The following is a 25,475-nucleotide window of genomic DNA, read 5'->3' on the forward strand; positions in this document are numbered from 1 at the left end:
TCCGGACCCGGCCGGCGGTCGCCGACCTCGGCCAACCGATCAAATGTCGACAAACCGATCAGTTCCCCCAGTTGTTACGTTGTCCGATGGTTATCCCCAACCCCCGTGGATAAAGCACAGCGCGACCGGATCTGTCAACCTGGCGACGGCCGACCTCCGGTGGCCGGGAAATCTCTACGACTTCTTTTCGTCCACCGATCGTGGCCACTGTTACCCCTAGTCAGGGGATGTTTTCCGTTCGAGGTCAAGGGTTATCCCCAGGTCTGTACGCACCCGGTGCACAACCGAACAGCGTGTCTCCACAGTGCATCCGGCGTTGTCCACACCCCCTGTGGATAACGGGCTTTTCAGACCGCGACTCCGGGGCGTACGTTGACGACACTTGCTGAACGTCGCCGCCGTGTTCCGGGGTGCTCGAGATCACGACACGCATCGGGGAATGCGTGCTGCTCGGGTGGGACTGTCGGGGCCGGGACTTACAGTGCCAAGAGTGAATGACAGCCATGTCATTCACGATGTGACCAGCGACTGTGTGGGGGAGGAAGTTCGGTGAGTCTGGCGGAGGTCAACACGCCGTTCGGCGACGAGGACGACCGCGGGCGCGGCAGCGGCTCGGCGCCCGACCGGACGCCACCGCAGGATCTGATGGCCGAGCAGTCGGTGCTCGGCGCGATGTTGATGAGCAAGGACGCCATCGCCGATGTCGTCGAGGTGCTCCGCGGCCCGGACTTCTATCGACCGTCCCACGAGCTCGTCTACGACGCGATCCTCGACCTCTACGGCCGTGGTGAGCCGGCCGACGCGATCACCGTGGCAGCCGAGCTCACCAAGCGGGGCGACATCGGCCGGGTCGGCGGGGCGCCCTACCTGCACGATCTGCTGGCCAGTGTGTCGATCGCGGCCAACGCCGGCTACTACGCCGAGATCGTCCGGGAGAAGGGGATCCTGCGCCGGTTGGCAGACGCTTCGATCCGGATCGGCCAGTCGGCCTATGCCGCCGAGGGCGACGTCAACGACATCGTCGACCGTGCCCAGGCCGAGGTGTATTCGGTCACCGATCAGCGCACCAGCGAGGACTACAAGTCGCTGTCGGAGCTGATGCAGCCGACGATGGACGAGATCGAGGCCATCGGATCGCGGGGCGGCCAGTTGGCCGGCGTACCGACCGGATTCGCCGACCTGGACGACCTGACCAACGGCATGCACCCCGGGCAGATGATCATCGTCGCTGCGCGTCCCGGCATGGGCAAGGCGCTCGCGCTGGACACTCCGCTGCCGACCCCGGACGGCTGGACGACGATGGGGCAGGTCGCCGTCGGTGATCAGCTGATCGGGGCCGACGGACGACCGACGCGGGTGCTGGCCGCGACCGAGGTGATGACCGATCGGGAGTGCTTCGAGGTGGTCTTCTCCGACGGCACCCGGGTGGTGGCCGACGCCGGGCACGAGTGGCAGGTGACCGAGCCCGCCGCCCGCCGAGCGGCCGGATCCCGATCGGCGCCGGACGATGCCGCCGTGCGACGGGTCCTGCTGGCGGCCGCGCAGGCGCAGCACCGACCGGAGAACTATCTCCCCGGCCCGGACCTGGTGGCCGAGATCGGTGCGGAGTTCCACGGCACCGTGCAGTCGGTGCTGCGGCAGATCGGCCCGGCGGTCGCCGTCCGGTCCACCGCGACCACCGACCAGACGGCGGCGGCGACGACCGAGTGTCGGGTGGTTTATCCGCGCAACCGGACGCTGTCCTGCGTTGCAGCTCGGCTGACGGCAGGCGATCGCCCCGAAATCAGATCCGCCGAGACGGTCACCACCGCCGAGTTGTCCCGTCGGCTCCGCGCGGCCGGTGGCCGACGCTGGTCAGTGCGGACCACCGACCCGGTGGCCGGCCGGCAGCGGGACCTGCCGCTGCCGCCGTACGCGTTGGGTGCTTGGCTCGGAGACGGGCACCCCGAGGCCGCGCGGCTCAGCTCGGCCGATCCTGAAGTGCCGGCCCTGATCGCCGAGACCGGGGTGCCGGTGGACCGGCTCTCCGGTCTCAGCTGGGCCCTGCTCGAACCCCGATCCGACGGCCGCCCGCCGGCCGCCGGCAGGACCGGCTCGTTGCGCCCGATGCTGCGCAGGCTCGGTGTGCTGGGCGCCAAGCACATTCCCGCCGACTACCTGCGAGCCTCGATCGGCCAGCGCCGCGACCTGCTCGCCGGTCTGTTGGACACCGCGGGCTGGGTCGCCGACAGCGGCAATGTCCGGCTGGCCGTTGCCGACCGACGGCTCGCCGACGACGCCTACGAGCTGATCACGTCGCTCGGCTACCGCTGCCGCCGACGGACCTCGGCCGCCGACGGCGGCACGATCGAGGTGCTCAGCCTGCAGGCAGCCGACGACGTGTTCCGGCTGCCCCGTAAACGTGATCATCACCGATCCCGACGGATCAGCGATCCGGCGCGGGCCGGTCGACGGCAGATCGTCGCGGTTCGGCCGCATGCCGGTGTCCCGGTGCGTTGTGTGCAGGTCGACAATCAAGATCATCTTTACCTCGCGACCCGATCGATGATCCCGACCCACAACAGCACGATCGGGTTGGACCTGGCCCGTTCGGCGTCGATCAAGAGCGGCTTGGCGTCGGCGATCTTCTCCCTGGAGATGAGCCAGATCGAGATCGTGATGCGACTGCTCTCGGCCGAGGCGAGCATCCCGCTGAATCACATCCGCAACGGCAAGATGAACGACGACGACTGGCAGCGGATGGCCAAGAAGATGGGCGAGGTCGCCGAGGCGCCGCTGTTCATCGACGACTCACCGAACCTGACCATGATGGAGATCAGGGCCAAGGCACGTCGGCTGCGGCAGCGGCACGATCTGAAGTTGATCATCATCGACTACCTGCAATTGCTCACGTCGGGCAAGAAGGTCGAGTCCCGCCAGGTCGAGGTCTCCGAATTCTCCCGTCAGCTCAAGCTGCTGGCCAAGGAACTCGAGCTACCGGTGATCGCGCTGGCCCAGCTGAACCGTGGACCGGAGACCCGTGGCGGCGACAAGAAGCCGATGCTGTCCGACCTGCGTGAGTCCGGCTCCCTGGAGCAGGACGCCGACATGGTGATCCTGCTGAATCGTCCCGACATCTACGACAAGGAGTCCGAACGGGCCGGCGAAGCCGACTTCGACGTCGCCAAGCACCGAAACGGGCCCACCAAGACGATCACCGTCGCCTTCCAGGGCCATTACTCCCGATTCATCGACATGCACCACTGACATCAGCAGCCGGTATCGGCAAGAACGACCGACGACGTCGATAGCGGGTGGATTTTGGTCTCGAGTTCGAACCGAAATCCACCCACTTCCGGCTACCGCGACTCATTCGCCGAATCCGTCATTACCCGCGCGACCAGATCCACATCATCCGCTGCCTCAAACGCGCCCTGGCCAGACGCCTCTACCCACTCATCATCAACGCCATCACCCAGCAAACCGAACCAACCGCATTCGCCGCTTGACATCTATAGGAGCGTCTGGAACGTCCCGCGGCGCCGATTTCGCAGCACCAGTGACCGCGACCCAGGGGCGATCGGGCGGTATTGACCAGTGCTGCTGCGTTCTTGGCGCTCGTCACAGGTCGAGCGACGCCTCCACCGAACTGATGACCTTGCGTTGCTCCCGTGCGTACTCGATCTCGCGCCGTGTCGCCGATCCGAGATAGCCGCCTTTGCTCACCACCCGGACCTCATCTGCCAGGTCGATGCGCCGCAGGTGTAACTCGCCCAAGGCTGCGCGCCCGATTGGCGTCAGTTCCTCGCCGGTCGACTCCGGAGCGAGCACGATCACACCGAGCGAGGTCAGCCGGCGACGCTCGGACTGGAACAGGGACTCGAAACGCATCGAGCCGCACAGGCACACCACTCTGGGGCGTTCGATGGGATCCACCCGGAACTCCTCACCGCAGCAGGACACGTCGGAGGATAGCGACGCTCGCGTCGTGGGCGCCATCACGACGACCCGATCCTCGACCGCGAGGTGTCCCGACACCTGGCGGTGCAACTCCGCGCTCGATTCCGGCCGCACCGCGGAGTTCACGGGTCGTGGCTGCCCCACGGTAAATCTCTGGTCGGCGCGGGCAGTCACTGCCAAGGTGGGTGCTCGTGACCATGCTCGAAGAGCCGCTGCCGCAGGTCGTCGGCGATCTTGATCAACTCGCCTCGCCCTGGGCGCTGGTCGGCGGGCTTGCCGTCTGTGCGCGGGCGGAGCCGCGACCGACCGCGGACATCGACATCGCCGTCGCCGTACCCGACGACAGGGCAGCGACGGCTTGCGTCGACAGCATGATCACGGCCGGCTACCGATCGAGGGAGTCGATCGTGCACGACCAGACCGGCCGACTCGCCACCGTACGGCTGCTCGCACCCGTCGGTGAGGACGTGGCCGTCGACCTGTTCTTCGCCAGTTCCGGTGTCGAAGCCGAGGTGGTGGCGGGGGCCGAGACGTTGCAGATCCCGCCCGGTGTGCCGGTCCCGGTCGCCCGCATCGGGCATCTGATCGCGGTCAAACTGCTCTGGCGGTCGAGCGCGAAACGCGACCGCGATCTGCGCGCATTGATCGAACGGGCCGGCGCTGAGGATGTCGGCGACGCCCGTTGTCTGCTCGTGGCGATCACCGAACGCGGCTACCACCGCGGACGGGATCTCGAGGCGGCATTGGACGGCTGGCTCGGCACCGATCAGTGACACCGGACGGCTGAGCCGGCATCCCGCGCGATACCGGCTCAGCCATCCAACCGCCCCCGGGGGGGAGCACAATGACAGCCGACACGAGTCTCGACGGGAGGAGGCTTGGATGCTGCGGATCCAGTTCACGGTGGAGGACCTCGCCTCGACCAGGTTGGTGCCCGAGCCCGCCCCCATTCTGGAGACGAAGCTGGCGGCGATCGGACTGCACCGGGGGATCGGCGCACCGTGGGGTGAGCGGTGGCGGCACCGTGCGCTGACGGCGTTCCCCCGCTCGGCGGAGCCGCTGCGAGAGTTGGTGCCCGGCTTCGCCTTGACGGTGTCACCCTCCTCATTGGTGGATGACTTCGACGCCTGGCGAGAAGCGTCGGCCAGCCTCGGACCGCACCATCGGCAGGCCGAGATGCGGCTCTGGTACGGCTCCGGTGGAGTTCCACCGTTGATCCGGTCCGGATCGCAGGGTGATCTCGACGCCGAACGGGTGTTCCTGCGTGCGATGAGGTCGGCGTTCACGGCGGTGGTGAAGCCGTACTGGGACGACGTGCGGGCCAACCATCATGCCGAACTGATCCGGCAGGGGCGACTGATCGCCAGCCAGGGCATTGGCTCGATGTTGACCACGGCGATCGCCGGTTCCCGGTGGTGCGGGGACTGGTTGTTGATCGACACCCCGTACGAGCGCACGGTGCGGTTGGGTGGGCGCGGTCTCGCGCTGACACCGGTTGCGTTCTGGTCGGGACCGCCGCTGATCGGAGGGTTCCCCGACCGCCCGGTCGTGTTGGCCTATGCCGCACCGGCCACGCTGTCGATCCGGGTAGGCAGCCAGTCCGATCCGCTGGCCGCGATCCTGGGCAGCACCCGTGCCGCCGTGCTGCGGCTGTTGGCCACCGACCACACCACCGGTGACGTCGCACGTGATCTGGGCGTCAGTGCCGCTACGGCGTCGGAGCACACCTCGGCGCTGCGCGCGGCGCGACTGATCACCAGCCGCCGCGACGGCAAGACGGTTGTGCATCGGGTCGCGGAGTTGGGCCGGGAGTTGATCGAGGTGAACCGCTGACCGGGCGCCACCGGATGCCCGGTTCGGCCGAAGCCGAAACGATTGCCGACCTCGCGCCGAGCTGCCGAGACTGAGCACTGCGGTCGACCTCGACGGTCGATGATTATCGAGTTGCTGCGCTGCCGTGGAATTCGCCGTCGACGAGTCCGCAGGGTCTGGCAGCAGATGGCGTCAAGGGACGGAACCGGTGAGCCGCAGTTGATCATGAACACTGACGGGGATTTCGACCTCGACTGGATCGTGGTCGGATCCGGTTTCGGCGGTAGCGTCTCCGCCCTGCGGCTGGCCGAGAAGGGCTATCGGGTCGCCGTCCTCGAATGCGGCCGGCGGTTCGCCGACGAGGACTTCGCGGCGTCGACCCGCGACGCGCGCAACTACTATTGGGTGCCCGCGCTCGGACTCCGTGGCGTGCTGCGGGTGAGCCTGTTCAAGGACGTCCTCATCGTCAGCGGCTGTGGCGTCGGTGGCGGCAGCCTGGGCTATGCGAACACTCTCTACCGGGCACGGCCGGCCTTCTTCCGCGACCCCCAATGGGCGGGCCTGGCCGACTGGGCCACGGAGTTGGAACCACACTTTCGCCGGGCCGAACGGATGCTCGGGGTGACCCAGCTCCGCGACGACGGTCCGGCCGACCTGCTGCTGCGCGAGTATGCCGAGTCCGTCGGCTGTGCCGACAGTTATCGCAAGCCGCCGGTCGGTGTGTTCCTCGGTGAACCCGGCAGGACCGTGCCCGACCCGTACTTCGGCGGTGCGGGCCCGGAGCGGACCGGCTGCGTCAGCTGCGGCTCGTGCATGCTCGGCTGCCGGTACGGCGCCAAGAACACGTTGATGAAGAACTATCTCTGGTTTGCCGAACAGCGCGGCGTGCAGATCCTGCCCGAACGTACGGTGATCGGCGTCCGCCCGCTCGACGGCCGGACCGGCGCCACCGGCTACGCCGTGACCCACGAACGGTCCGGCGCCTGGACGCGTCGGGACCGTTCAACGCTGACCGCACGCGGGGTGGTGATCGCTGCCGGCGCACTCGGCACGAACCGGCTGCTGCAGCGCTGCAAGGCCGACGGCGTATTGCCGCGGCTGTCGGACCGGCTCGGACGCCTGGTACGGACGAACGGCGAGTCCTCGGTTGCGGTCACGGCACCGGACGACGAACGGGATTTCACCCGTGGGGTGAGCATCACCTCCAGCATCTATCCCGATCCGCAGACGCACATCGAGGCCGTCACCTACGGGCGGGCGGCGGACTCGCAGTCGTTCCTGTTCGCCCCGATGAACGATCGCGGCGGTCGCCGGACCCGGCCGTTCCACTTCCTGGCCGATCAGCTGCGGCATCCGGTGGTCGCGGCCCGCGCGGCGCGGACGACCGCATGGTCGCGCCGGACAATCATCCTGCTGGTGATGCAGACCGCCGATCAATCGATCCGGCTGGAACCCCGACGGTGGCGACTTCCCGGCGGCGGTCTGCTGCTGACGACGCGACAGGATCGTTCCCGACCGATCCCGCACACGCTGCCGCAGGCCTACCAGGCCGGCCGGTGGCTGGCGAACCGGATCGGCGGCATCGGCCAGGCCGCGACGTCGGAGGCGATCGCCGCGATCGCCGGCACCGCACACGTTCTCGGCGGTGCCGTCATCGGACGCGGACCCGACGACGGTGTCATCGACCACCGGCACCGGGTCTTCGGCTACGACAACCTGCTGGTCTGCGACGGCGCAGCGATACCTGCCAACATCGGCGCCAACCCGAGCCTGACGATCACCGCGCTGGCCGAACGCGCCATCAGCCTCGTCCCACCCAAAGCCCAGAGTTGTCACGACGTCGTTGGGCTATCACCCAACGACGTCCTGACGACTTGGTCTGATGGCGACGCCGATCTGTGAGTCGTCTGCTGCGTCGACGACCTCGATCGGCGGGCCGAGCGTCGACAACTCGTCGAGAAGTTGATCATGGGTGAACCAGTGCACGTAACCTTCGCCCGCACTGAAGGTGTCCATCGGTTCCAATTGATCGAATCCGGCGGCGGTACGTTGGTGATCAACATCCTGCTGCAGCGCAGCCAGTGCCTCGACCTCGGACGGAACGATGTAGCCGGTGATCAACAACACCCCACCGGGCCGCAGCACCCGGGCCAGCCCGGCGAGATAATCCAAGCGGAGTTGAGATCCGGGCAGATAACAGTACTGCTTGATCGACAACACCGCGTCGAAGCTGCCGGCGTCGTACGGCAGTCGAGTCGGCTCGACCCGCTCGAATCCTGCACACGCGCCGACGGCTTCCGCGAACTGCCGCGCGCGAACCAGCAGACCGTCACTGATGTCGATCCCCGTCACCCGGTGCCCCTGCAGGGCCAGGGGCACGGCGATCCGGCCGGCGCCGCAGCCGACGTCGAGAACCCGCGCCGGTGTTTCCGACAGGTGCCGCAGCAGTCGTGATTCCAGCTCGCTCGGACCGTCGGCGGCGTGGTCGGCGTAGTGCTCGATCTGATCCGGTCGGCTGAACCAGTCCCGCGCGCTGGCAACCAGCCTCGAGGTGTCCGAGTCCATGGACCGAACGTTACGCGGCTCGGACGCTGCTCGGGGCGGGGGCACGTGGTGCTCGGCGATCAACTGTCCGCGACGTTGCGGTTGGCCAGGAAGCGCGCCTTCTTGTGCCGGTTTCCGCAAGTGCCCATGTCACACCATCGGCGACTGCGACTGCGGCTGGTGTCGAAGAACGCGGCCTGGCAGGTCGGCGATGCGCAGAGGGCGAGGCGGCCATCGCGTTGCCCGGCGATGATGCTGATCGCGTCGGCGGCGATCACGCCGAGGGCGTCCTCGACGCCGGACGCCGAACCGAGTTGCCATCGCCGCTCCCCGTCGGGCGTCAGCACGGCGGCCGCCGCACCCCGAGCGCTGTGGTCATTGATGATCCGGACGGCAGCAGCAGGAAGAGGTGCCTGGACCGCGGCCGCCGTTGCCGCGGCGTGGATCGATTCCCTCAGCTCCCGAGCCCGGTCGAGTTGGGCGGTCGAGCAGGACTCGACGGTTAGGTCGTTGGCCGCCAACCAGTCGATCAGGCGTTGCGGGGTGGGAAGGCGTTCCAGGGTGTCACCGCGGCGCTCGGTCAAGGTCCCGGTGAAGCTCGTCGCCAGCACGCTGCCGAGCCGGAAGTCGGGGAAACGGGCACTCATGTGAACCACCATAGCTGGTTGCCAGGCACGCCGTGATCGTGCTAGAACCGTCATAGCTGGTTCCTGAGCCAGCATGTGTAACCGACGATGACCAGGAGGTCTCGTGTCCACTCGTGATGTGCAAGCGTTCGAAGCCCATGTGCCCGACATCGAACTCGACGATCTGCGGGCCCGACTGGCCGCGGCACGGTTGCCCGAGCCGGAGACGGTCCGCCGTACGGCGCCCGACCCCGGGCGATGGGATCAAGGAGTGCCGCTGGCGGACCTGATCGAGCTGGCCCACTACTGGCGGACCGGCTATGACTGGCGAGCGTTCGAGCAGCGACTGAATCGGATCGGCCAGTTCCGGACCGAGATCGACGGTCTGGGGATCCACTTCCTGCACCGTCGATCCGAACGCGCCGACGCCAGGCCGCTGCTGCTGACCCACGGCTGGCCGGGCAGCGTCGCCGAGTTCGTCGATGTGGTCGACGAACTCGCCGACCCACAGGACACCGCGGCCCCGGCGTTCCACGTCGTCGTCCCGTCGCTGCCGGGCTTCGGGTACAGCGACAAACCGACCAGCACCGGCTGGGGGATCGAGCGGATCGCAGCGGCCTGGGTGGAGCTGATGGACCGGCTCGGCTATGACCGGTTCCTGGCTCACGGCGGCGACTGGGGAGGCGTGATCACCACCGTCCTCGCCGGCAGGTTCGCCGAACGACTGCTCGGCATCCACACCACGACAGCCCAGTCACCGCTTGGCCTGAGTACGGATGGATTGACCACCCAGGAACGCAGCTGGACCGAGGAGACCGGCGACTTCTGGCGGCACCGGGCGGCGTACGCGAAGCAGCAAGCGACCAGGCCGCAGACCATCGGCTACTCACTCGTCGACTCGCCGGTGGGTCTGCTGGCCTGGATCCTGGACAAGTTCGCCGAGTGGTCCGACACAACGGACAGCCCGTTCGAGAGGATCTCCCGCGATCGGATCCTGGACGACGTCACGCTCTACTGGCTGACCCGAAGCGGTGCATCGGCGGCCCGGATCTACTTCGAGAGTCACAACTCGCTGGATCCCGATCTCCGGGTCGATGTCCCGTCGGCGATCACGATGTATCCCCGCGACATCGAGAAATACCCGCGGCCCTGGGTCGAGCAGCGGTTTCGCCAAATCGTCCGCTGGAGAGCGCCGGAGGCGGGTGGGCATTTCCCGTCGCTGGAGGTGCCCGCCTTCTTCGTCACCGACCTCCGGGAGGGCCTGGCCGCGGTGTTGGCCGCAAGCCGCTGACCCGGGCCGGCAAGTGAGCCGGACCATCGGCGATGACCTCGGCGAGTTCCCGTACGGCGTCGGTGATCGCGTCTGCGCCGATGTTGCCGTAGCCCAGCACGAGCTCGGCCGCGGCGTCGGGCTCGGGGTTGCCGAGTCGGTGGCGCCCGAATCGGTAGCGCTCGAGGGATGCGATCGCCAGCCCTCGGGACTCCGCGGCCGGGACGATCCGGGCGCTGTCCTGGCTGCCGGCGAGACGCACGACGAGGTGGAGGCCGGCGGCCATGCCGTCGACCTGCGCATCGGGCAGGTGCCGTTGCAGGGCGGTGATCAGCCGGTCGCGGCGCTCTCGGTAGCGGCGTCGTGCGCGACGCAGGTGACGTTCGTACGCGCCGCTGTCGATCAGGTCGGCGAGGGCCAGTTGATCAAGGGTCGGTCCGCCCGCATCGCTGTGTCGGCGGAGTTCGGTCAGCCGTGCGACCAGCGGGATCGGAGCAACGATCCAGCCGAGTCGCAGGGCCGGCGCAAGGGTCTTGCTGGTGGTGCCGACGTAGGCGACCCGTTCGGGGGCAAGCCCCTGCAGCGCGCCGACCGGGCTGCGGTCGTAGCGGAACTCGGCGTCGTAATCGTCCTCGATGATCAACCGCCCGTCGCGTGCCCAGTCCAGCAGGCCGGCCCGCCCGTCGGAGGCCAGTGCGACGCCGAGCGGGAACTGGTGCGTCGGCGTGACGACGACCGCCGACGGGTCGAGGTCGGCGAGCCGGTCGAGGTGGATCCCGCACCGGTCGACACCGATCGGCACCGGCGATCCACCGGCAGCGGCGACCACCCGATCACGCCCGATCAGGCCCGGATCCTCCAGCGCAACCACCGGATGATCAAGGACACCGACGAGCAGGGACAACGCCTGGGTGAAGCCGGCGCAGATCACCACCCGTTCCGGCTCGACATCGACCGCCCGCACCCGGCGCAGGTAGTCGGCGACGCTGCTGCGCAGTTCCGCCGCTCCCTGTGGATCGGGATAGCCGAGCACGCGATCGGCCGCACCGCGCACCGTCGTGGTCACCGCCCGCAACCAATCGGTGCGGGGAAAGTCGCCCAGAGCGGGCACACCCGGGGCGCAGGTCGTGCCGAATCGTCGGCTGCCGGACGGTAGGCCGACGGCCGGGAGGGCGGCCGGCGGCGATGTCGGTGACGCGGGTGGTGGACCGCTGCTCGGTGGTCAGGTAGCCCTCGGCCGCCAGTTGCGCATACGCCTGGACGACGAGCCGCCGGGAGACGCCGAGATCGGCGGCGAGGACGCGGCTGGACGGCAGGACGGCGCCACCGCGGAGCACCCCGGAACGGATCTGCCGACGCAACGCCCGCTCGAGCTGGCCGCGCAGCGACACCCGAGACGTGCGGTCGAGCGCGACCAGGATCTCCGCAGCCGAGGATCTGGTACCCGAATCTGCCACAGCTCTGGACACTACTCGGGGTCCACGACCGCCTAGCGTGGAACTACCAGACGACGGAGGTGCCCGATGAAGGCGGTTGTGGTGACCGAGCAGGCCGCAGGAACGGCCGGAATGACGTTGCAGGAACGGCCCAAGCCGCAGCCGGCGATCAACGACGTCATCGTGGAGGTCCGCGGCGCCGGGTTCGTCCCCACCGAGCTGGACTGGCCGTCGACCTGGATCGACCGCCGAGGGGTGGAACGCGCGCCGTCCATTCCCGGCCACGAGATGGCCGGCGTGGTCACCGAGCTGGGCTACGGCACCACCGGGCTGTCGATCGGGCAGCGCGTCGTGGGCCTGACCGACTGGCACCGCGACGGCGGCCTCGCCGAACGGATCGCGGTCGAGGCACGCAACCTCACGCCGTTGCCCGGCGACGTCGACTTCGCGGTGGCCGCCAGCCTGCCGATCTCCGGGCTGACCGCCTGGCAGGGACTGTTCGATCATGGTCGACTGCAGCCGGGCCAGGTCGTCCTCGCCCACGGTGCCGCCGGCGCGGTCGGGACGATGGTGACCCAACTCGCCCGTGAGTTCGGCGGCTACGTGATCGGCACCGGACGTGCCGCCGACCGGCCGAAGGCGCTGGACTTCGGGGCACACGAGTTCATCGATCTGGACAACGAGCCCCTGGAGGACGTCGGCGGTGTCGATCTGGTCTTCGACGTGATCGGTGGTGAGATCCAGAAGCGCTCCGCAGCACTGGTCCGGGCCGGAGGAACGTTGGTGTCCGTCGTCGGACCGGTCGAGGCACGACCGTCCGAGGGGCGCGCCGTCGATTTCGTCGTCGAGTCCGATCGCACCCAACTGCACCAGATCGTTCAACGGGTACGGGAGGAACGGCTGCGGACCAACATCGGAACCGTCGCCGCGCTCGACGACGCGATCACCGCGCTCAACCCGACCGAACGTACGACCGGCAAGCCGATCATCGAGGTCCGGCGGTAGCGGTTGGGGGAGACTGCGGATCAGGGCATCCCGGGCTCGGATTCCGGAGCGTAGGCCGCGCTGGTGCTGGCTGCCGCCTCTCGTGCGATCGCGCGGTTGACCCCCGACCCGGCGCGCGCCTCGATGACGCATCATGGTCTCCTCGTTGTTGATCATGGACGGCCGTGCGTCGGCCGCGTGCCAGCTCGGTCTCCACGCGTCGAGTCGTCGGCTCCGTTGCCCGAGCAGATCGCTGAGCCAGCTCTCGATCTCGGTGAAGCCGGAGCGTTCGAGGCTGTACAGCCGACGGGTCCCCTCCGGGCGGACGCTGGCGAAGCCGTTCTCGCGCAGCACCCGCAGTTGCTGTGAGACGGCGGGCTGGCTCAGGCCGAACTCCGCACGCAGCACGTCGACGATCTCGCCCGCCCGCCGGTCGTCGATCGCCAGCAGCTCGAGAATCCGGCGCCGGACCGGATCACCGAGGATGTCGAAGGCCCCCACCCACGCTTGTATCCATCCCAACTCAGATACGCGAGCACAGGTACTGAGAGGAAAACCGGGCGACAGCGGCGAGCGGCATCAGTACCGTCCGAAGACATGGTCGACGCCGACATCCTCACGATCGCCGACGCCCGCCGTGACCAAGCGCTCGACATCATGCACCGACTCGACCTGCTGCGCCGATGGAGTGAGGTCGGGAGCGTCGAGCTCGTCGGATCGGTCGCGCTGGACGTCGTCGTCAAACCCGACATCGATCTGGCGATCTATGTCGACGTACTGGATCCAGCGCGTGCCTTCGCCGCTCTGACCCCGTTGTCCGAGGTTCCCGGGATGGTGCAGACGATCAACTACGTCGACGGCCGGCAGTGGCCGATCCACGGTCTGTACTGGCAGATCTCGACGATCGACGACGGCGAGGAGTGGACGATCGACTGCTGGGTACTCAACAGCGACCGTGATCAGGACAGCCAACACGACGTCGCGCGTTCCACCCGACGCGCGGCCGAGGACATCCGGCGTCGACCGGACGCTCGCGCGACCATCCTCGGCATCAAACATGAGGCCATCGAACGTGGCCGACCGGTCCACGGCCGGTGGCTGTACGAGGCGGTGCTGGACGACGGCATCAGGACCCTCGATGAGTACGCCGGCTGGATGGGCAACCAGGACCCGAACGAGCGGAGCACCTGGATGCCGCGAGGTACCCGGTGAGCGGTGCGACCCCAGGTGTCGATGATCGTTCGATCGTGGTCAGCAGCTGCCCGTCGATCCGTCTGATCCTGGCCTGGATCTGATATCCAGGGGTGGTGCTGCACACCGTCAGAGGTCACGAGATCACTGCCGCCCAGCTCTACCCGCTGCTGCGGCTGCGGGTCGACGTGTTCGTCGTGGAGCAGGACTGCCCGTATCCCGAACTGGACGGTCGCGACCTGTCGGCCGAGACGATGCATCTGTGGTGTCAGGGCGACGACGGCCCGATCGGCTATCTGCGGGTGCTGCGCGACGGCGACGGGTTCCGGATCGGGCGGGTCTGCACGGCCAAGGCCGCCCGCGGCACAGGCGTCGGCGCCCGGCTGATGACCTCGGCGCTGGCCACCTGTTCCGACGCCGAACTCGTCCTCGACGCCCAGACCTATGCCCGGGATTTCTATGCCCGCTTCGGTTTCGTCGCCGAGGGTGAGCCGTTCCTTGAGGACGGCATCGAGCACATCACGATGCGGCGGCCGCGCCGAACCGGGTGATCGTCGCGCCGCGGCAGTCGACGCCGGCCGGTATCCGATTGCCGATCGCGCCGCCGGGTCGGTAGCGTCCGGGACCATGATCAACACCGCCATCACCGGGCACGTGCGGCCGTGACCCGCTGGAAGACCAGCCTGACGGCCGAGGCGCTGGACGAGCTGGTCGACCGTGCCCGACAGCAGTTGCCGCAGCTGGACCGCTCGCGGCCGGTGTTGATCGGCGAAGGCATCAGCACGATGACGTACGGGCTGTCCGCGCCCGACGGACGGTGGGCGCTGCGGATCTCTCGTCGCTATCCCGAGCCCTGGACCTGGCGGGGCGGACGCGCCCACGAGCTGGACCTGATTGCCGAGCTGCGACGGCGCGGCGTCCCGGTCCCGGCGGGAGCGACGGTGATCGCCGAACTGCGCGGCCTACCGGCGGCGATCCTCGAGCGTCGGATCGAAGGTGAGCCGCTGGCGCCGGACCTGGCGCGCGGCGATGCCGGTCTGAGGTCGCAGATCGCCGACCTCCTCGACCGGCTGCACTCCGTCGACACCTCCGCGCGGGTGATCCGTGACCTGCCGCGCGACGATCCGACGGCCGAGTTCCGTGCCGCGGCATCGACGGTGCAACTGAAGGATCGCAGTCTGCGACGCCGGGTCGAGGCGGCGATCGATCAGCTGGCAGAACGAGGGTCGATCCGTACCCTGTGCCACCGGGACTTCCGCGTCGAACACCTGATCGCGGCCGACGCCACGGTTGTCGGTCTCCTGGACCTGGGTGAGGTCGGCATCGACGACCCGGCCATCGACCTGGCGTTCCTGCACGGCGAGCTCGGCGCCGACGCCGTGGCCCGGATCTGCGGCGCGATGGAAACCGCGGACCCCGAACTGCACCTCGCCGCACGAACCTTCCACCAGCTGTGGCCGCTGCTCGAGCTGGTCCCGGGTGGCGAGAGCTGGGGAGATCCCGCCACCGCACGAGCGCGGCTGGACGCCCTGCTCTGAGTCCGTCGACCGGCGCGCCCTTATGATCATGGAATGGGATGGCTATTCGGTCGACGGAAGAAGTCGGAGGCTCAACAGACGCTGGAGCAGTTGCAGGCACAGTCGCCCGGACTCCGCAGCCCGTTCGACGTCGCGCCGACGGCTGACGCGCCGGCCGAGGTTCCTGCGTACGGCTCAACGGACTTCTCGCTGCTGGTCGAGGACGTGTTCGTGATCACCGGACGTGGCTGTGTGGTCACCGGCACGGTGACCGCCGGTGTGATCGGCGTCGGAGCGCAGGTGACGATCGCCGCGCAGAGCGGAGGGCAGTCCGATCCCTATCAGGTCGCAGCCATCGAGGCGTTCCGAGAACTGCGGGAGACCGCACAGACCGGCGACAACGTCGGCCTGCTGCTGCCCGGACTGACCCGCGAGCAGGTCGGCCGCGGCGATCGGGTCATCGCGTGAACCGCCGGACAAGGAGATGATCATGGGGCGTGACTCCGCCGCGGCTTCGGTGGTCACCGGCGCGACGGTATTGGTGACCGGCGCCGCCGGCGGGATGGGTGCCCTCTATGCGCGCCGCGCGGCCCGCGAAGGTGCTGCCCGGATCGCGCTCTGGGACGTCGACGACGCCGGCATCCGCGAGTTGGCCGACGAGCTCGAGACGCCGTCGACCACCGTCCGCGGCTTCGCCGTCGACCTGTCCGACCGGGACAATATTGCCGATGCCGCCGCTCGGACCCGAGAGCTGGTCGGTGACGCGGATGTGTTGATCAACAACGCCGGAATCGTACGAGGCAAGACCTTCTGGGAGCACGACCCGACGACCGACATCGAGCTGACGATGCGGATCAACAGTCTGGCACCGATGTGGCTGACCCGTGAACTCCTCCCGTCGATGATCACCGACACCGCGCGGCCGAAACGGATCCTGAACATTGCGTCGGCGGCCGGCACCCTGGCCAACCCGAACATGAGCGTCTACTCCGCATCGAAGTGGGCCATGATCGGCTGGAGCGAATCGCTCCGCCTCGAGCTGCACCGAGCAGGACATCGGCACATCGCCGTCACGACGTTCTGCCCGAGCTACGTGTCCACCGGCATGTTCGCCGGTGCCCGCGGTCCGCTGTGGACGCCGATCATGACGCCCGAACAGGCGGTGACCGCAGCCTGGCAAGGGATGCAGGACGGCCGTCCGATCGTGGCGAGGCCGTGGACGGTCAAGCTCGGCATGGCCGCCAGAGGTCTGCTCCCGACCCGCGTCTGGGACGTCGTGGCCGATCGCATCTTCGGTGTCTACTCCTCGATGGATCACTTCACCGGCAGGGCAGAACGCTGACCGGGAACTCGACCGGCGGGGCTGGTCGGACAGGTTCGGGCGCTTCAGGGCGGCGTACCAGGAGCTAGCTGCCAGCCGGTTCACGATCATCGAGCAGGACCTCACCACCGGTGACTACGGCACCGCGGTGCCCGCCCGGCTGGCGGCTCGACTCTCTCACCGAGAAGCCCGCGCAGGCCGCCGGCAGCTACGCCAACATCAGCCGCTATTTCCTTCCTCCACAGGCGTTTCGGGCGGTCGTCAACCAGCGGGCGAATCCGGAGACCGGCGAGTCGATGATCACCGACACGGTGACCAGACTTGCCGAGAACGGCCCGATCGGTGTTTCGATCGCCACCGGTCAGTACTTCGACTGTGGGTCGCTCGACGGCTGGCATCAGGCCAATGTCGCGGTGATGGCGACCCGGTAGGTCAGTCGATCCAGACGACGATGCCGGTGTGGTTGCTGAGGACGGCAGCGACGCCGGCGCGGACGGCGCGTGCGGTTCGTTCCGGGGTGAAGGACGTCGGATCGTGCCCGGCGGCTCGGCCGAGCCCCTCGCCGCGGAACGACGCACCGGTCCAATCGGCCGCGGTCACGTTCTCGGTCGGCTCGGCCAACTCGGCGCCGACGACCAGGAACTGCTGTCCGAGGTGCGCTGCGGTGATCATCGCCATCGGATCGATCAGGTCGTTGCCGACCGAGATCACCAGATCGGGCTGCAGTTCGATCGCCCGCGTGACCTTGCCGACGATCTGATCGTGATCATCGACGACGATGTGCTGCAACTCGACCTGTTCGGACGCCGCCCACGCCTCGACGGCGTCCCTCAGCGTACGGGTCGGCTTGTCGGTGCCCATCGACACCAGCACGACCCGGTACCCGTGCGGCGGGTGGACACCGTCCCAGGAACCCGGGGCCGGGGTGATCGTTCCCTCCGGCGGCGGTGGATTGCGGGTGTCGTAGAACTGCGGACCGACGGTTGCGTGCGCGGTCGGTGACGGCTGGGTCGCAACTGCATCATGGTCGGTCCCGCAGCCGGCCAGCAGGCAGCACACGATGGCGGGTGCCGCGAGGGCGGCGACTCGGGAACGCAGGCGCAACGGGCTTCCTTCATCGGGACGGTCGTGCTCGTCCTTCATACCCGAGGATCTCGGTCCGGCGGTCAGCAGGAACCGTGCCGGGCCGGTATTTCGCCACCTGTTCGTCGCGTCGACGCTGGTCGTTCACCGGCGTAGGAAATCTTGTCGTCGACAACAGGAGGAGTGCGATGGGTGCCTGCCGACGCAGGTCGATCACGATCGTGGCGTCGAGCCGGCGGTTCGGCCTGCTGCTGTTCACGATCCTGATCGCGTCGGTCCTGTTGTCGATGGCATCGGCCCCTCCGGCGTCGGCGCACGGCTTCTCCACCACGGTGTACGGTGACATCTCTGCGGGGCACCGTGCCCATCAGGTGCGGACCGTGCTCGACGTCGAGTACGACCTCTTCATCACCTCTGTCGCAGACTTCGAGGACGACGACCCGCTCTTCCGTGCCGGGATGAAGGCCTGGGACGCGCGTGACCTGCCGAGTCAGCAACGCGTTGTCAATGATCATCGGGACAGCGCGGTCGGCTACCTCACCGAGCGGTTCGCGGTCTTCGGCGGCAGCAGGGCCTGCACGCCGGCGTCGGTCGGCGACATCGTCGTGCATCTGCGCGACGTCCCGTACGCCACCGTGCAACTCGACTGGACCTGTCCCGAACAGCGCCACGACGTCCGGCACGTGGTGAGCAGTTCGCTGTTCGGCGACGCCGAGGGATATGTCAGGAACGCCGAGACGATCATCACCTACGATCTCGACGATCGAAGGGGCAGCGCGGTCCTGGACGCGAAGAGTCCGGAGCTGGTGATCCAGCAGAGCATCGGCAAACGGTTCTGGGAGTTCTTCCGGCTCGGCGCCGAACATCTCTACACCGGGATCGATCACATCCTGTTCCTGCTGGCACTGATCGCGGGCTCCCGCCGGCTCCGCGAGGTCGTGCTGGCCGCAACCACCTTCACGCTCGCCCACTCGGTGACCTTCGTTCTCGCCGCGCTCGGCGTGGTGAGGGCGCCGGCGGTGATCATCGAGCCGATCATTGCGTTCTCGATCGCCGTCGTCGCCGGGTGGCACCTGTGGCGGTTGATCACCCGCCGTGAGCACGCCAACGACATCGACACCGTGCGCACCGGCCACCTCGCGCTGGACCGACCGGGTTGGGCGCGGCTGGGCGTCGTGTTCGCCTTCGGCCTGATCCACGGGTTGGGCTTCGCCAGCGCGCTGGGCATCGCCGAGCCGTTCTCCTGGTCGTTGTTGTCGTCGTTGGTGGTGTTCAACCTGGGCATCGAGTTCGTCCAGCTGGTGATCATCGCTGCGACCTTTCCCGCCCTCGCCGTCCTGCGACGTCGCCGGCCGAGGATCGGTCTGCTGCTGACCGGACTGATCGCGGGTGGTGTCGCCAGCACCGGCCTGGTGTGGTTCGTCCAACGGCTGCTCTGATCGGTGGAGAAATGATCACCGACGCAGCGGCGGTGGTTCATCACCCGTTCATGGTGTCCGGCTGAGATTCCACCCAGGAAGGATGGCGTACCAGCCACCTGGCGATTAGGGGTCTGAAGAATGGCATTCAGCATGATCAACTCGAGTCGGCCGCGGCGTCGCCGCGTCGCAGCAGCGGTCGGTGTCGCGACACTCGTCGGTTGTGGCGCGTTCGCCGCCAACGCCTACGCCGACAGCCCCGCAGCGCCGTACGACATCCTGCTCGGCGTCGGTTCGGACGAGACCTCACGCAATCTCGCCTGGTACGTCCCCGACGATGCTGATCAGGAGGTCGTCCTCCAGGAGACCAAGCGACTCAGGGGTGGCGAATTCACCGACCGGGCGAGAGTCGTCGACGCCGTCGAGAAGCAGAACTGGGTCGGTGCCACCACCGCGTACAACGCCCGCGTCACGCTGGACGGACTCAAGCCCAACACCGGCTACAGCTACAAGGTCGGATCGTCCGACGCGTGGTCGCCGACCTACACCTTCACAACCGGCAACTCGGGGAACGGTCGGCCCTTCTCGTTCCTCTTCTTCGGCGATCCCCAGATCGGCTCGTCCGGTGACGCCGTCGCCGACGGCAAGGGATGGGCGGCGACGCTGGAGCATGCCCAGCGCAACGACACCGACGCCGAACTGCTGGTCTCCGGCGGTGATCAGGTCGAGAGCGCGAACAACGAGGACCACTGGAACAACTTCGCCGACAGCAGCGATGTGCTCAAGCAGGTCGCCTGGGCCTCGACCATCGGAAACCACGAATCCGGCGGCCAGGCGATCCTGCAGCACAACTTCACCCCGAACACTGATCACGATCCGTCCTTCTACCCGGGTGGCAACACCGCGACCGCGGCCGGTGGTGATTACTGGTTCACCCATAACGGTGTCTTGTTCATCGACATCAACTCCAACGCCTACCGCGACGACTCCGATCCTGCGCACCTGGCCTACGTCAAGGATGTCATCGCCGAACACGGCGCGGGCAGCAAGTGGACGGTGCTGGTCTACCACCACTCGATCTACTCTCCGGCGGCTCACGCCAATGACAGCGACAACAAGGTCCGCCGGCAGGACTTCACCACCGAGTTCTCCGAGCTCGGCGTCGATCTCGTGCTCCAGGGCCATGATCACTCCTACAGTCGCAGCTACCAGATCAAGAACGGTGCCAAGGCCGACGCGCGGGAGACTCCGGATCAGAACAAGGTCGATCTCGGTCTCGGTGGAGTCGTCTACGTGACGGCGAACTCGGCCTCCGGCTCCAAGTACTACGACCTGACGGCACCGTCCGATCCGAGCTATGGGCCGGACCCGCTGGACACCAGCGACGGCCGGAAGCGGCACTGGGCCAACGCCGCGGAGAACCAGGAACACGTTCGCTCCTACATCCGGGTCGATGTCAGGAGTGACCGGCTCCAGTTGCGTGGCATCCGGGCCGGAGACTGCGATGACCTGGCTACCAATCCGGCGGTTGCTCGCAACAACGTGAAGTGGTGCGGAAGCGAGCAGAACAACACCATCCTCGACCCGGCCACCAACAAGGTGATCGGTGTGCAGAAGAACGTGCCGGTCGCCGAGACCGGCTCACTGATCGACGGCCAGACCTACACCCGACATGCCAAGAACGGCGCCGAGTAGCGGCGCAAACGGCTGCCCGGCCTGATCGCCCGCGAGCGACCGAGCCGGAAGCTCCGCAGCTGTATGGGCGCCCGTTCGAGCGGTGCATCAGTCGAAGTAGTACAACTGTGCTACTTTGGATCTCATGGTCAACACGATCGACGGCGCACAGCGTCGCCACCTGCTTGCCGAGGCGGTCTGGCGGCTGATCCTGCGCGGTGGCCTGGCCGCGGCCACCGTCCGCGGGGTCGCCGACGAGGCCGGTCTGTCGGCAGGATCGGTCCGGCACTTCTTCACCAGCCAGGCGGATCTGCACATTTTTGCGATGACCGAACTGATCGACACGGTCTCGGCCCGGGTGGCGACCGCGGCCGAGGAACCGGATCTGGAACGCCGGGTCCGCGCGATGCTCGAGGAACTGCTGCCGCTCACCGACCGCAGCCGCAGCGAGTTCTCCGCCTATCTCGAGTTCGTCATCCGATCCCGCACCGATGAGCGGTTGCGACCCGTCACCGAGCGATCGGTGCTGGCGGTGCGCGAGTTGTTGTCGACGGTGCTGGACGGCATGCAGCAGCTCGGACTGATCGCCCCGGAGCTGGCGATCACCGCCGAGACCGTCCGGCTGCAGGGCCTGCTGGACGGTCTGACGCTCCGACTGGTGATCGCGCCCGACACCCTGACCGTGGCACAGGCGCGCCGGTCGGTCGATGATCATCTCCAGGCCCTGCGACCTGCGCAGTCGAGGAAGCAGCAGCCGACGACAAAGGCGTCGTCGTGATCGGGGCGGCGATCATCGGCGCCGAGCTGGCGTTCTGGATCGTGCTGGTGCTGGCGCTGGTCTGTCGCTACCTGCTCCGCCGCCGGCGGCTGAGCACGATCGGCCTGCTCTGTCTGCCGGTGATCGACCTGTGCCTGTTGAGCTTCGTCGTTGTTGATCTTGTCCACGGAGCGGCTCCGCAGCCCAGCCACGCCTTCGCCGCGTCGTACCTCGGATTCACCGTGGCGTTCGGACATTCGATCACCCGATGGGCCGACGAACGGTTCGCCCACCGTTTTGCCGGCGGGCCGAAACCGGTCCGCCCGGCCAAAGGCAGCGCGGCCTACGTCCGGCAGCTGTGGATCGAGTGGCTGCGGGTGGTGCTGGCCGTCGGCCTGTCGGCGTTGATCTTGTTCGGTCTGGCGACGGTGGTCTGTCGGCAGCCCGTCCCGCACTCGCTGGAACAGGCCGCGAGCAGTCCGCTGTGGGGGCAGATGGTGTTGCTCGGGATGGTCACGGTGATCTGGTTCCTGGCCGGTCCGGCGTTCGCCCGCGTCACGACCAGCACGACCGCATCCCGCTGACGGGTCCGAGGCGGCAGCGGTCAGGCCGGTTGTCGCCCGCCGTTGCGGAAACGCAGTAACCCGTCGATCCCGCGCTGCAGCGTTTCGCCGATCGGTTTCGGATCGGACAAGCATCCGGCCGCCATCGCGCCGTCGCGCAGCATGACGAAGTGCCGGGCCGCAGGGCCGGGGTCCCGCTCGCCGGCGTCGGCGAACAGTTCGGTGACGGTGTCCAGGAACCACTGCCGTTGCCGCTGCACCGCCTGGTGCACCGGGTGGGCCGGATCGGGATATTCCGCGGCAGCGTTCAGGAAGGCGCAGCCGCGGAAGCCCGGTCGCTGGATGTCCTCGGCGATCGTCCGGCCGACGGCGCGAATGACCTCTTCGGGATCGCCGCCGGAGGACCGGGCGGCCTCGACCTGGCTGCGGACGGCCTGATCGGCCTGCGTCAGATAGGCGACGACCAGGTCGTCCTTGCTCGGAAAATGCCGATACATCGTGGCACGCGTCACCCGAGCCGTGGCGATCACCTTGTCCACCCCGACCGAATGCAGTCCCTCGGAGTAGAACAGCTCGGTCGCCGAGCGGAGCAGGCGTGATCGTGCTTCCGACATGGCAGTTCCCCCTTCCTCGTGTCGTCGATGCTAGCAGAGAGATAGAACGATCGGTCTTGACAATGGTGCCGGGCACGATGCAGACTTCAGGTGTACCGATCGTTCTATCTACTTGGCACCGTTGCCGCGATCGTTCCACTCCCACCGCATCCTCGAAAGAAGGATCTGATGTCCAGTTCCGTTCAAGCCGGCGACACCGGCACCGCGGCCGACGCCGTGACCAGCGCATCGACCACCGGCCTGCGCAAGCTCTACTACGTACGCTTCGGGTTCGCCATCGTGTGGGCCGGGCTGATCATGCTCACCGCCAGCACCATCAATCCGGCCAGCATCGCGCTGCTGGTGATCTACCCGTTGTTCGACGTGACCGCCGCCGTGATCGACTTCCGCTCATCGGGTTCGACCCGGCCGCGCGGGCCGCTGTACCTCAACATGGCGCTCAGCCTGCTCGCGGCGATCGGCCTGGCTGTCGCCGTCGCGTCCGGCATTCCCAGCGTGCTGCGGGTGTGGGGTGTCTGGGCGATCACCGCCGGCATCGTGCAGTTGATCGTCGCGGTGCTGCGCTACCGGCTCGGTGGCCAGTGGGCGATGATCCTCAGTGGCGGGATCTCGGTCCTCGCCGGATCGAGCTTCATCGTGATGGCCGGCGGACCGAAGGCGTCCCTGTCGAGCATCGGCGGCTACGCCGTCCTGGGCGGCATCTTCTTCCTGATCTCCGCGATCCGTCTGCATCGTCTCGCCGCGAAGGCGAAGTGATCATGACCACGGCAGAGCAGAACACCACCTTCGACGTGCTGGTCATCGGTGCCGGACCGGTGGGGGAGAACGTCGCCGATCGGGTGGTCCAGGGCGGGCTGACCGCGGCGATCGTGGAGCGGGAACTGGTCGGTGGTGAGTGCTCCTACTGGGCCTGCATGCCGACCAAGGCGTTGTTGCGGGATGCCGCGGCACTGCGCGCCGCACGGGCCCTGCCGGCAGCCCGACGGGCCGTCACCGGAGACCTCGACGCCGCGGCCGTGCTGGCTCGACGCGACCGATTCGCCTCGGACTGGAACGACTCCGGTCAGGTCGATTGGCTCGACAACGCGGGGATCAGCCTGATCCGCGGACACGGTCGGATCACCGACACCCTGACCGTCACCGTCACCCGCGACGACGACACGACGACCGTGCTGCGTGCCCGGCAGGCGGTGGTGATAGCCACCGGTAGCAGCGCCCAGTTGCCGCCGATCCGCGGTCTGGACGACGCGGCACCGTGGACCAGTCGGGAGGCCGCGGCGACACAGACGATTCCGGACCGGTTGGCGGTCATCGGCGGCGGGGTGGTCGGATCGGAGATGGCGACCGCGTTCAGCGCTCTCGGCTCGCAGGTGACGCTGATCTCCCAGGCCCGGTTGCTGCCGGCGGTCGAGGCGTTCGCCGGTGATCTGGTGGCCGAGGGACTCCGCAACGCGGGTGTCGACCTGCATCTCGGCGTCGATGCGACCGAGGTCCGCCGCGACGGCGACAGAACCGTGCGGTTGTCGCTCTCCGACGGACAGGAGATCGATGCCGACGAGGTCCTGGTGGCGACCGGACGCACGCCGAACACCGAGGACCTCGGTCTTGATCAACTCGGTCTCGCCGCCGGTAGTTGGCTGTCGGTGGACGACGCTTTGGCGGTGCTCGGCGACGATGATCAACCCGTCGCTCCAGGGGCGGTCGGCAGGGCCTGGCTGTACGCGGCCGGCGACGTGAACCGGAGAGCCATGCTCACCCATCACGGCAAGTACCAGGCCCGCGCCCTCGGCGATGCGATCGCCGCCCGAGCTCATGGGAAGGAACCGGATCTCGACACCTGGGGTCGGCATGCGGTGACCGCTGATGATCGTGCGGTCACCCAGGTGATCTTCACCGACCCGGAGGTTGCCGTCGTCGGGCTGTCGGCCGAAGGCGCCGCCGTGGCCGGCTTTGCGACCAGGATTGTTGATCATGATCTCGGCGCGGTTGCCGGTGCCGCGCTGCACGCCGACGGCTACCGCGGCCGAGCACGGATGATCATCGATCAGGACCGCAACGTGCTGATCGGCTTCACGGCGGTCGGCCCCGATGTCGCCGAACTGCTGCACGCGGCGACGATCGCGATCACCGGCGAAGTGCCGCTGGACCGGCTCTGGCACGCGGTGCCCGCCTACCCGACGATCAATGAGATCTGGCTCCGGCTGCTCGAGACCGACGGACGCGATCACTGATCCGTACCGCCTCAGAAGTCCCACCCGAGAAGCAGAAGTTCCATCACACAAGGAGAATCATCATGACCGAAGCCGTCTACACCGCGATCGCCACCTCGACCGGAGACGGGCGAGCCGGAGGCCGGGCGACCAGCGACGACGGGTTGATCGACCTCAGTCTCGCCATCCCCCAGGAGATGGGTGGTCCGGGCGGGGCGACCAATCCCGAGCAGCTCTTCGCCGCGGGCTGGGCGGCCTGCTTCCACTCGGCGCTGAAGGCGGTCGCCGCGGCCCGCAAGATCACCATCAATGATTCCGCCGTCGTCGCGGAGGTCGGGCTGCTTCCGACTGCGGAGGGCGGCTTCGGACTGTCGGCCGATCTGCATGTCGAGGTCGGCGGAGTCGAGCAGGCGACAGCCGATGCGCTGGTCGCGGCGGCACACCAGGTCTGCCCCTACTCCAATGCCACCAACGGCAACATCCCGGTTACGATCGACGCCACGGTTGCGTGAACCG

25 protein-coding genes and 2 pseudogenes are annotated in these 25,475 nt (G+C 67.9%); 19 read left to right on the forward strand and 8 right to left on the reverse strand.

The window, feature by feature from the left end; all coding sequences use genetic code 11:
• The first annotated feature begins 549 nt into the window (after positions 1–549).
• The gene (gene dnaB / locus BLU38_RS14320) at positions 550–3,246 is read left to right on the forward strand and encodes a replicative DNA helicase (protein WP_269458180.1); all 2,697 of its coding nucleotides are present in this window, start codon (positions 550–552) and stop codon (positions 3,244–3,246) included.
• A 354-nt stretch (positions 3,247–3,600) separates the two neighbouring features.
• Here dnaB and BLU38_RS14330 read toward each other — a convergent pair whose 3' ends face one another.
• Positions 3,601–4,065, reverse strand: a complete 465-nt coding sequence (locus BLU38_RS14330; RefSeq protein WP_231920347.1) for a hypothetical protein — start codon at positions 4,063–4,065, stop codon at positions 3,601–3,603.
• Between the two features lie 65 nt (positions 4,066–4,130).
• Between BLU38_RS14330 and BLU38_RS14335 the strand changes: the two genes are divergently transcribed.
• From BLU38_RS14335 to BLU38_RS14345, 3 genes are all read left to right on the forward strand, one after another.
• The gene (locus BLU38_RS14335; RefSeq protein ID WP_197680118.1) at positions 4,131–4,712 is read left to right on the forward strand and encodes a hypothetical protein; all 582 of its coding nucleotides are present in this window, start codon (positions 4,131–4,133) and stop codon (positions 4,710–4,712) included.
• Positions 4,713–4,821: 109 nt separating this feature from the next.
• A complete protein-coding gene (locus BLU38_RS14340; RefSeq protein WP_091525822.1) occupies positions 4,822–5,772 on the forward strand; it encodes an ArsR/SmtB family transcription factor in 951 nt (316 codons plus the stop codon).
• Between the two features lie 165 nt (positions 5,773–5,937).
• Positions 5,938–7,653: a GMC oxidoreductase gene (locus tag BLU38_RS14345; protein WP_197680119.1), complete on the forward strand. Its 1,716-nt coding sequence runs from the start codon at positions 5,938–5,940 to the stop codon at positions 7,651–7,653.
• Here BLU38_RS14345 and BLU38_RS14350 read toward each other — a convergent pair.
• Positions 7,603–8,316, reverse strand: a complete 714-nt coding sequence (locus BLU38_RS14350; protein ID WP_091525824.1) for a class I SAM-dependent methyltransferase — start codon at positions 8,314–8,316, stop codon at positions 7,603–7,605. The genes BLU38_RS14345 and BLU38_RS14350 overlap by 51 nt on opposite strands.
• A 59-nt stretch (positions 8,317–8,375) precedes the next feature.
• Complete coding sequence (locus BLU38_RS14355; protein WP_091532465.1) at positions 8,376–8,942, reverse strand: CGNR zinc finger domain-containing protein; 567 nt, start codon at positions 8,940–8,942, stop codon at positions 8,376–8,378.
• 103 nt (positions 8,943–9,045) lie between these two features.
• Between BLU38_RS14355 and BLU38_RS14360 the strand changes: the two genes are divergently transcribed.
• Positions 9,046–10,212 (forward strand): epoxide hydrolase family protein, encoded by a 1,167-nt coding sequence (locus BLU38_RS14360; RefSeq protein WP_091525826.1) that lies wholly within the window; start codon positions 9,046–9,048, stop codon positions 10,210–10,212.
• Here BLU38_RS14360 and BLU38_RS14365 read toward each other — a convergent pair.
• Together BLU38_RS14365 and BLU38_RS32370 are read right to left on the reverse strand one after the other, a co-directional pair.
• A complete protein-coding gene (locus BLU38_RS14365; RefSeq protein WP_157683463.1) occupies positions 10,163–11,257 on the reverse strand; it encodes an aminotransferase-like domain-containing protein in 1,095 nt (364 codons plus the stop codon). The genes BLU38_RS14360 and BLU38_RS14365 overlap by 50 nt on opposite strands.
• Positions 11,258–11,396: 139 nt before the next feature.
• Positions 11,397–11,660 (reverse strand): annotated as a pseudogene (locus tag BLU38_RS32370) (GntR family transcriptional regulator); the annotation flags it as partial.
• A gap of 54 nt (positions 11,661–11,714) precedes the next feature.
• Here BLU38_RS32370 and BLU38_RS14375 point away from each other — a divergent pair.
• On the forward strand, positions 11,715–12,632 hold the full coding sequence (locus BLU38_RS14375) for an NADP-dependent oxidoreductase (RefSeq protein ID WP_091525830.1): 918 nt from the start codon (positions 11,715–11,717) through the stop codon (positions 12,630–12,632).
• Between the two features lie 309 nt (positions 12,633–12,941).
• Here BLU38_RS14375 and BLU38_RS31740 read toward each other — a convergent pair.
• Positions 12,942–13,112: pseudogene (locus tag BLU38_RS31740) on the reverse strand (ArsR/SmtB family transcription factor); the annotation flags it as partial.
• Between the two features lie 96 nt (positions 13,113–13,208).
• Here BLU38_RS31740 and BLU38_RS14385 point away from each other — a divergent pair.
• The 6 genes from BLU38_RS14385 to BLU38_RS14410 all read left to right on the forward strand — a co-directional run bounded on the left by BLU38_RS14385 (position 13,209) and on the right by BLU38_RS14410 (position 17,071).
• A complete protein-coding gene (locus tag BLU38_RS14385) occupies positions 13,209–13,823 on the forward strand; it encodes a hypothetical protein (RefSeq protein ID WP_091525832.1) in 615 nt (204 codons plus the stop codon).
• Positions 13,824–13,918: 95 nt separating this feature from the next.
• Positions 13,919–14,353: a GNAT family N-acetyltransferase gene (locus BLU38_RS14390; protein WP_231920348.1), complete on the forward strand. Its 435-nt coding sequence runs from the start codon at positions 13,919–13,921 to the stop codon at positions 14,351–14,353.
• Between the two features lie 111 nt (positions 14,354–14,464).
• Positions 14,465–15,340, forward strand: coding sequence for a phosphotransferase family protein (locus BLU38_RS14395; RefSeq protein ID WP_091525836.1), 876 nt, complete (start codon positions 14,465–14,467; stop codon positions 15,338–15,340).
• A gap of 33 nt (positions 15,341–15,373) precedes the next feature.
• Entirely contained in the window at positions 15,374–15,787 is a 414-nt protein-coding gene (locus BLU38_RS14400) for an EF-Tu/IF-2/RF-3 family GTPase (protein ID WP_091525838.1), read from the forward strand.
• A gap of 22 nt (positions 15,788–15,809) precedes the next feature.
• Entirely contained in the window at positions 15,810–16,661 is an 852-nt protein-coding gene (locus BLU38_RS14405; protein WP_091532467.1) for an SDR family NAD(P)-dependent oxidoreductase, read from the forward strand.
• Between the two features lie 110 nt (positions 16,662–16,771).
• Complete coding sequence (locus BLU38_RS14410; RefSeq protein WP_091525840.1) at positions 16,772–17,071, forward strand: sugar phosphate nucleotidyltransferase; 300 nt, start codon at positions 16,772–16,774, stop codon at positions 17,069–17,071.
• Between the two features lies 1 nt (position 17,072).
• On the opposite strand, the gene BLU38_RS14415 is transcribed toward BLU38_RS14410, so the two are convergent.
• A complete protein-coding gene (locus BLU38_RS14415; RefSeq protein ID WP_197680120.1) occupies positions 17,073–17,744 on the reverse strand; it encodes a type 1 periplasmic-binding domain-containing protein in 672 nt (223 codons plus the stop codon).
• Positions 17,745–17,911: 167 nt separating this feature from the next.
• Here BLU38_RS14415 and BLU38_RS14420 point away from each other — a divergent pair, with 167 nt between their 5' ends.
• From BLU38_RS14420 to BLU38_RS14435, 4 genes are all read left to right on the forward strand, one after another.
• Positions 17,912–19,162, forward strand: coding sequence for a HupE/UreJ family protein (locus BLU38_RS14420; protein ID WP_091525841.1), 1,251 nt, complete (start codon positions 17,912–17,914; stop codon positions 19,160–19,162).
• Positions 19,163–19,294: 132 nt separating this feature from the next.
• Positions 19,295–20,836 carry a purple acid phosphatase family protein gene (locus BLU38_RS14425; protein WP_172836145.1) on the forward strand — a complete coding sequence of 514 codons (1,542 nt, stop codon included), beginning with the start codon at positions 19,295–19,297 and terminating at the stop codon, positions 20,834–20,836.
• Positions 20,837–20,960: 124 nt separating this feature from the next.
• The gene (locus BLU38_RS14430; protein ID WP_091525845.1) at positions 20,961–21,593 is read left to right on the forward strand and encodes a TetR/AcrR family transcriptional regulator; all 633 of its coding nucleotides are present in this window, start codon (positions 20,961–20,963) and stop codon (positions 21,591–21,593) included.
• The gene (locus BLU38_RS14435) at positions 21,590–22,156 is read left to right on the forward strand and encodes a hypothetical protein (protein WP_091525847.1); all 567 of its coding nucleotides are present in this window, start codon (positions 21,590–21,592) and stop codon (positions 22,154–22,156) included. The genes BLU38_RS14430 and BLU38_RS14435 overlap by 4 nt, the downstream gene beginning before the upstream one ends.
• A 20-nt stretch (positions 22,157–22,176) precedes the next feature.
• On the opposite strand, the gene BLU38_RS14440 is transcribed toward BLU38_RS14435, so the two are convergent.
• Positions 22,177–22,749: a TetR/AcrR family transcriptional regulator gene (locus BLU38_RS14440; RefSeq protein ID WP_091525849.1), complete on the reverse strand. Its 573-nt coding sequence runs from the start codon at positions 22,747–22,749 to the stop codon at positions 22,177–22,179.
• A gap of 168 nt (positions 22,750–22,917) precedes the next feature.
• Here BLU38_RS14440 and BLU38_RS14445 point away from each other — a divergent pair, with 168 nt between their 5' ends.
• Genes BLU38_RS14445 through BLU38_RS14455 form a run of 3 tightly spaced genes read left to right on the forward strand, consistent with a single transcriptional unit; the run spans position 22,918 to position 25,471 of the window.
• Positions 22,918–23,505 (forward strand): hypothetical protein, encoded by a 588-nt coding sequence (locus BLU38_RS14445; protein ID WP_091525851.1) that lies wholly within the window; start codon positions 22,918–22,920, stop codon positions 23,503–23,505.
• 2 nt (positions 23,506–23,507) lie between these two features.
• Positions 23,508–24,980 (forward strand): dihydrolipoyl dehydrogenase family protein, encoded by a 1,473-nt coding sequence (locus tag BLU38_RS14450; RefSeq protein ID WP_091532471.1) that lies wholly within the window; start codon positions 23,508–23,510, stop codon positions 24,978–24,980.
• 56 nt (positions 24,981–25,036) lie between these two features.
• A complete protein-coding gene (locus BLU38_RS14455; protein ID WP_197680216.1) occupies positions 25,037–25,471 on the forward strand; it encodes an organic hydroperoxide resistance protein in 435 nt (144 codons plus the stop codon).
• Positions 25,472–25,475: the final 4 nt, after the last annotated feature.

It is taken from the genome of Microlunatus soli, assembly GCF_900105385.1.
In the GTDB taxonomy this organism is placed as follows: domain Bacteria; phylum Actinomycetota; class Actinomycetes; order Propionibacteriales; family Propionibacteriaceae; genus Microlunatus; species Microlunatus soli.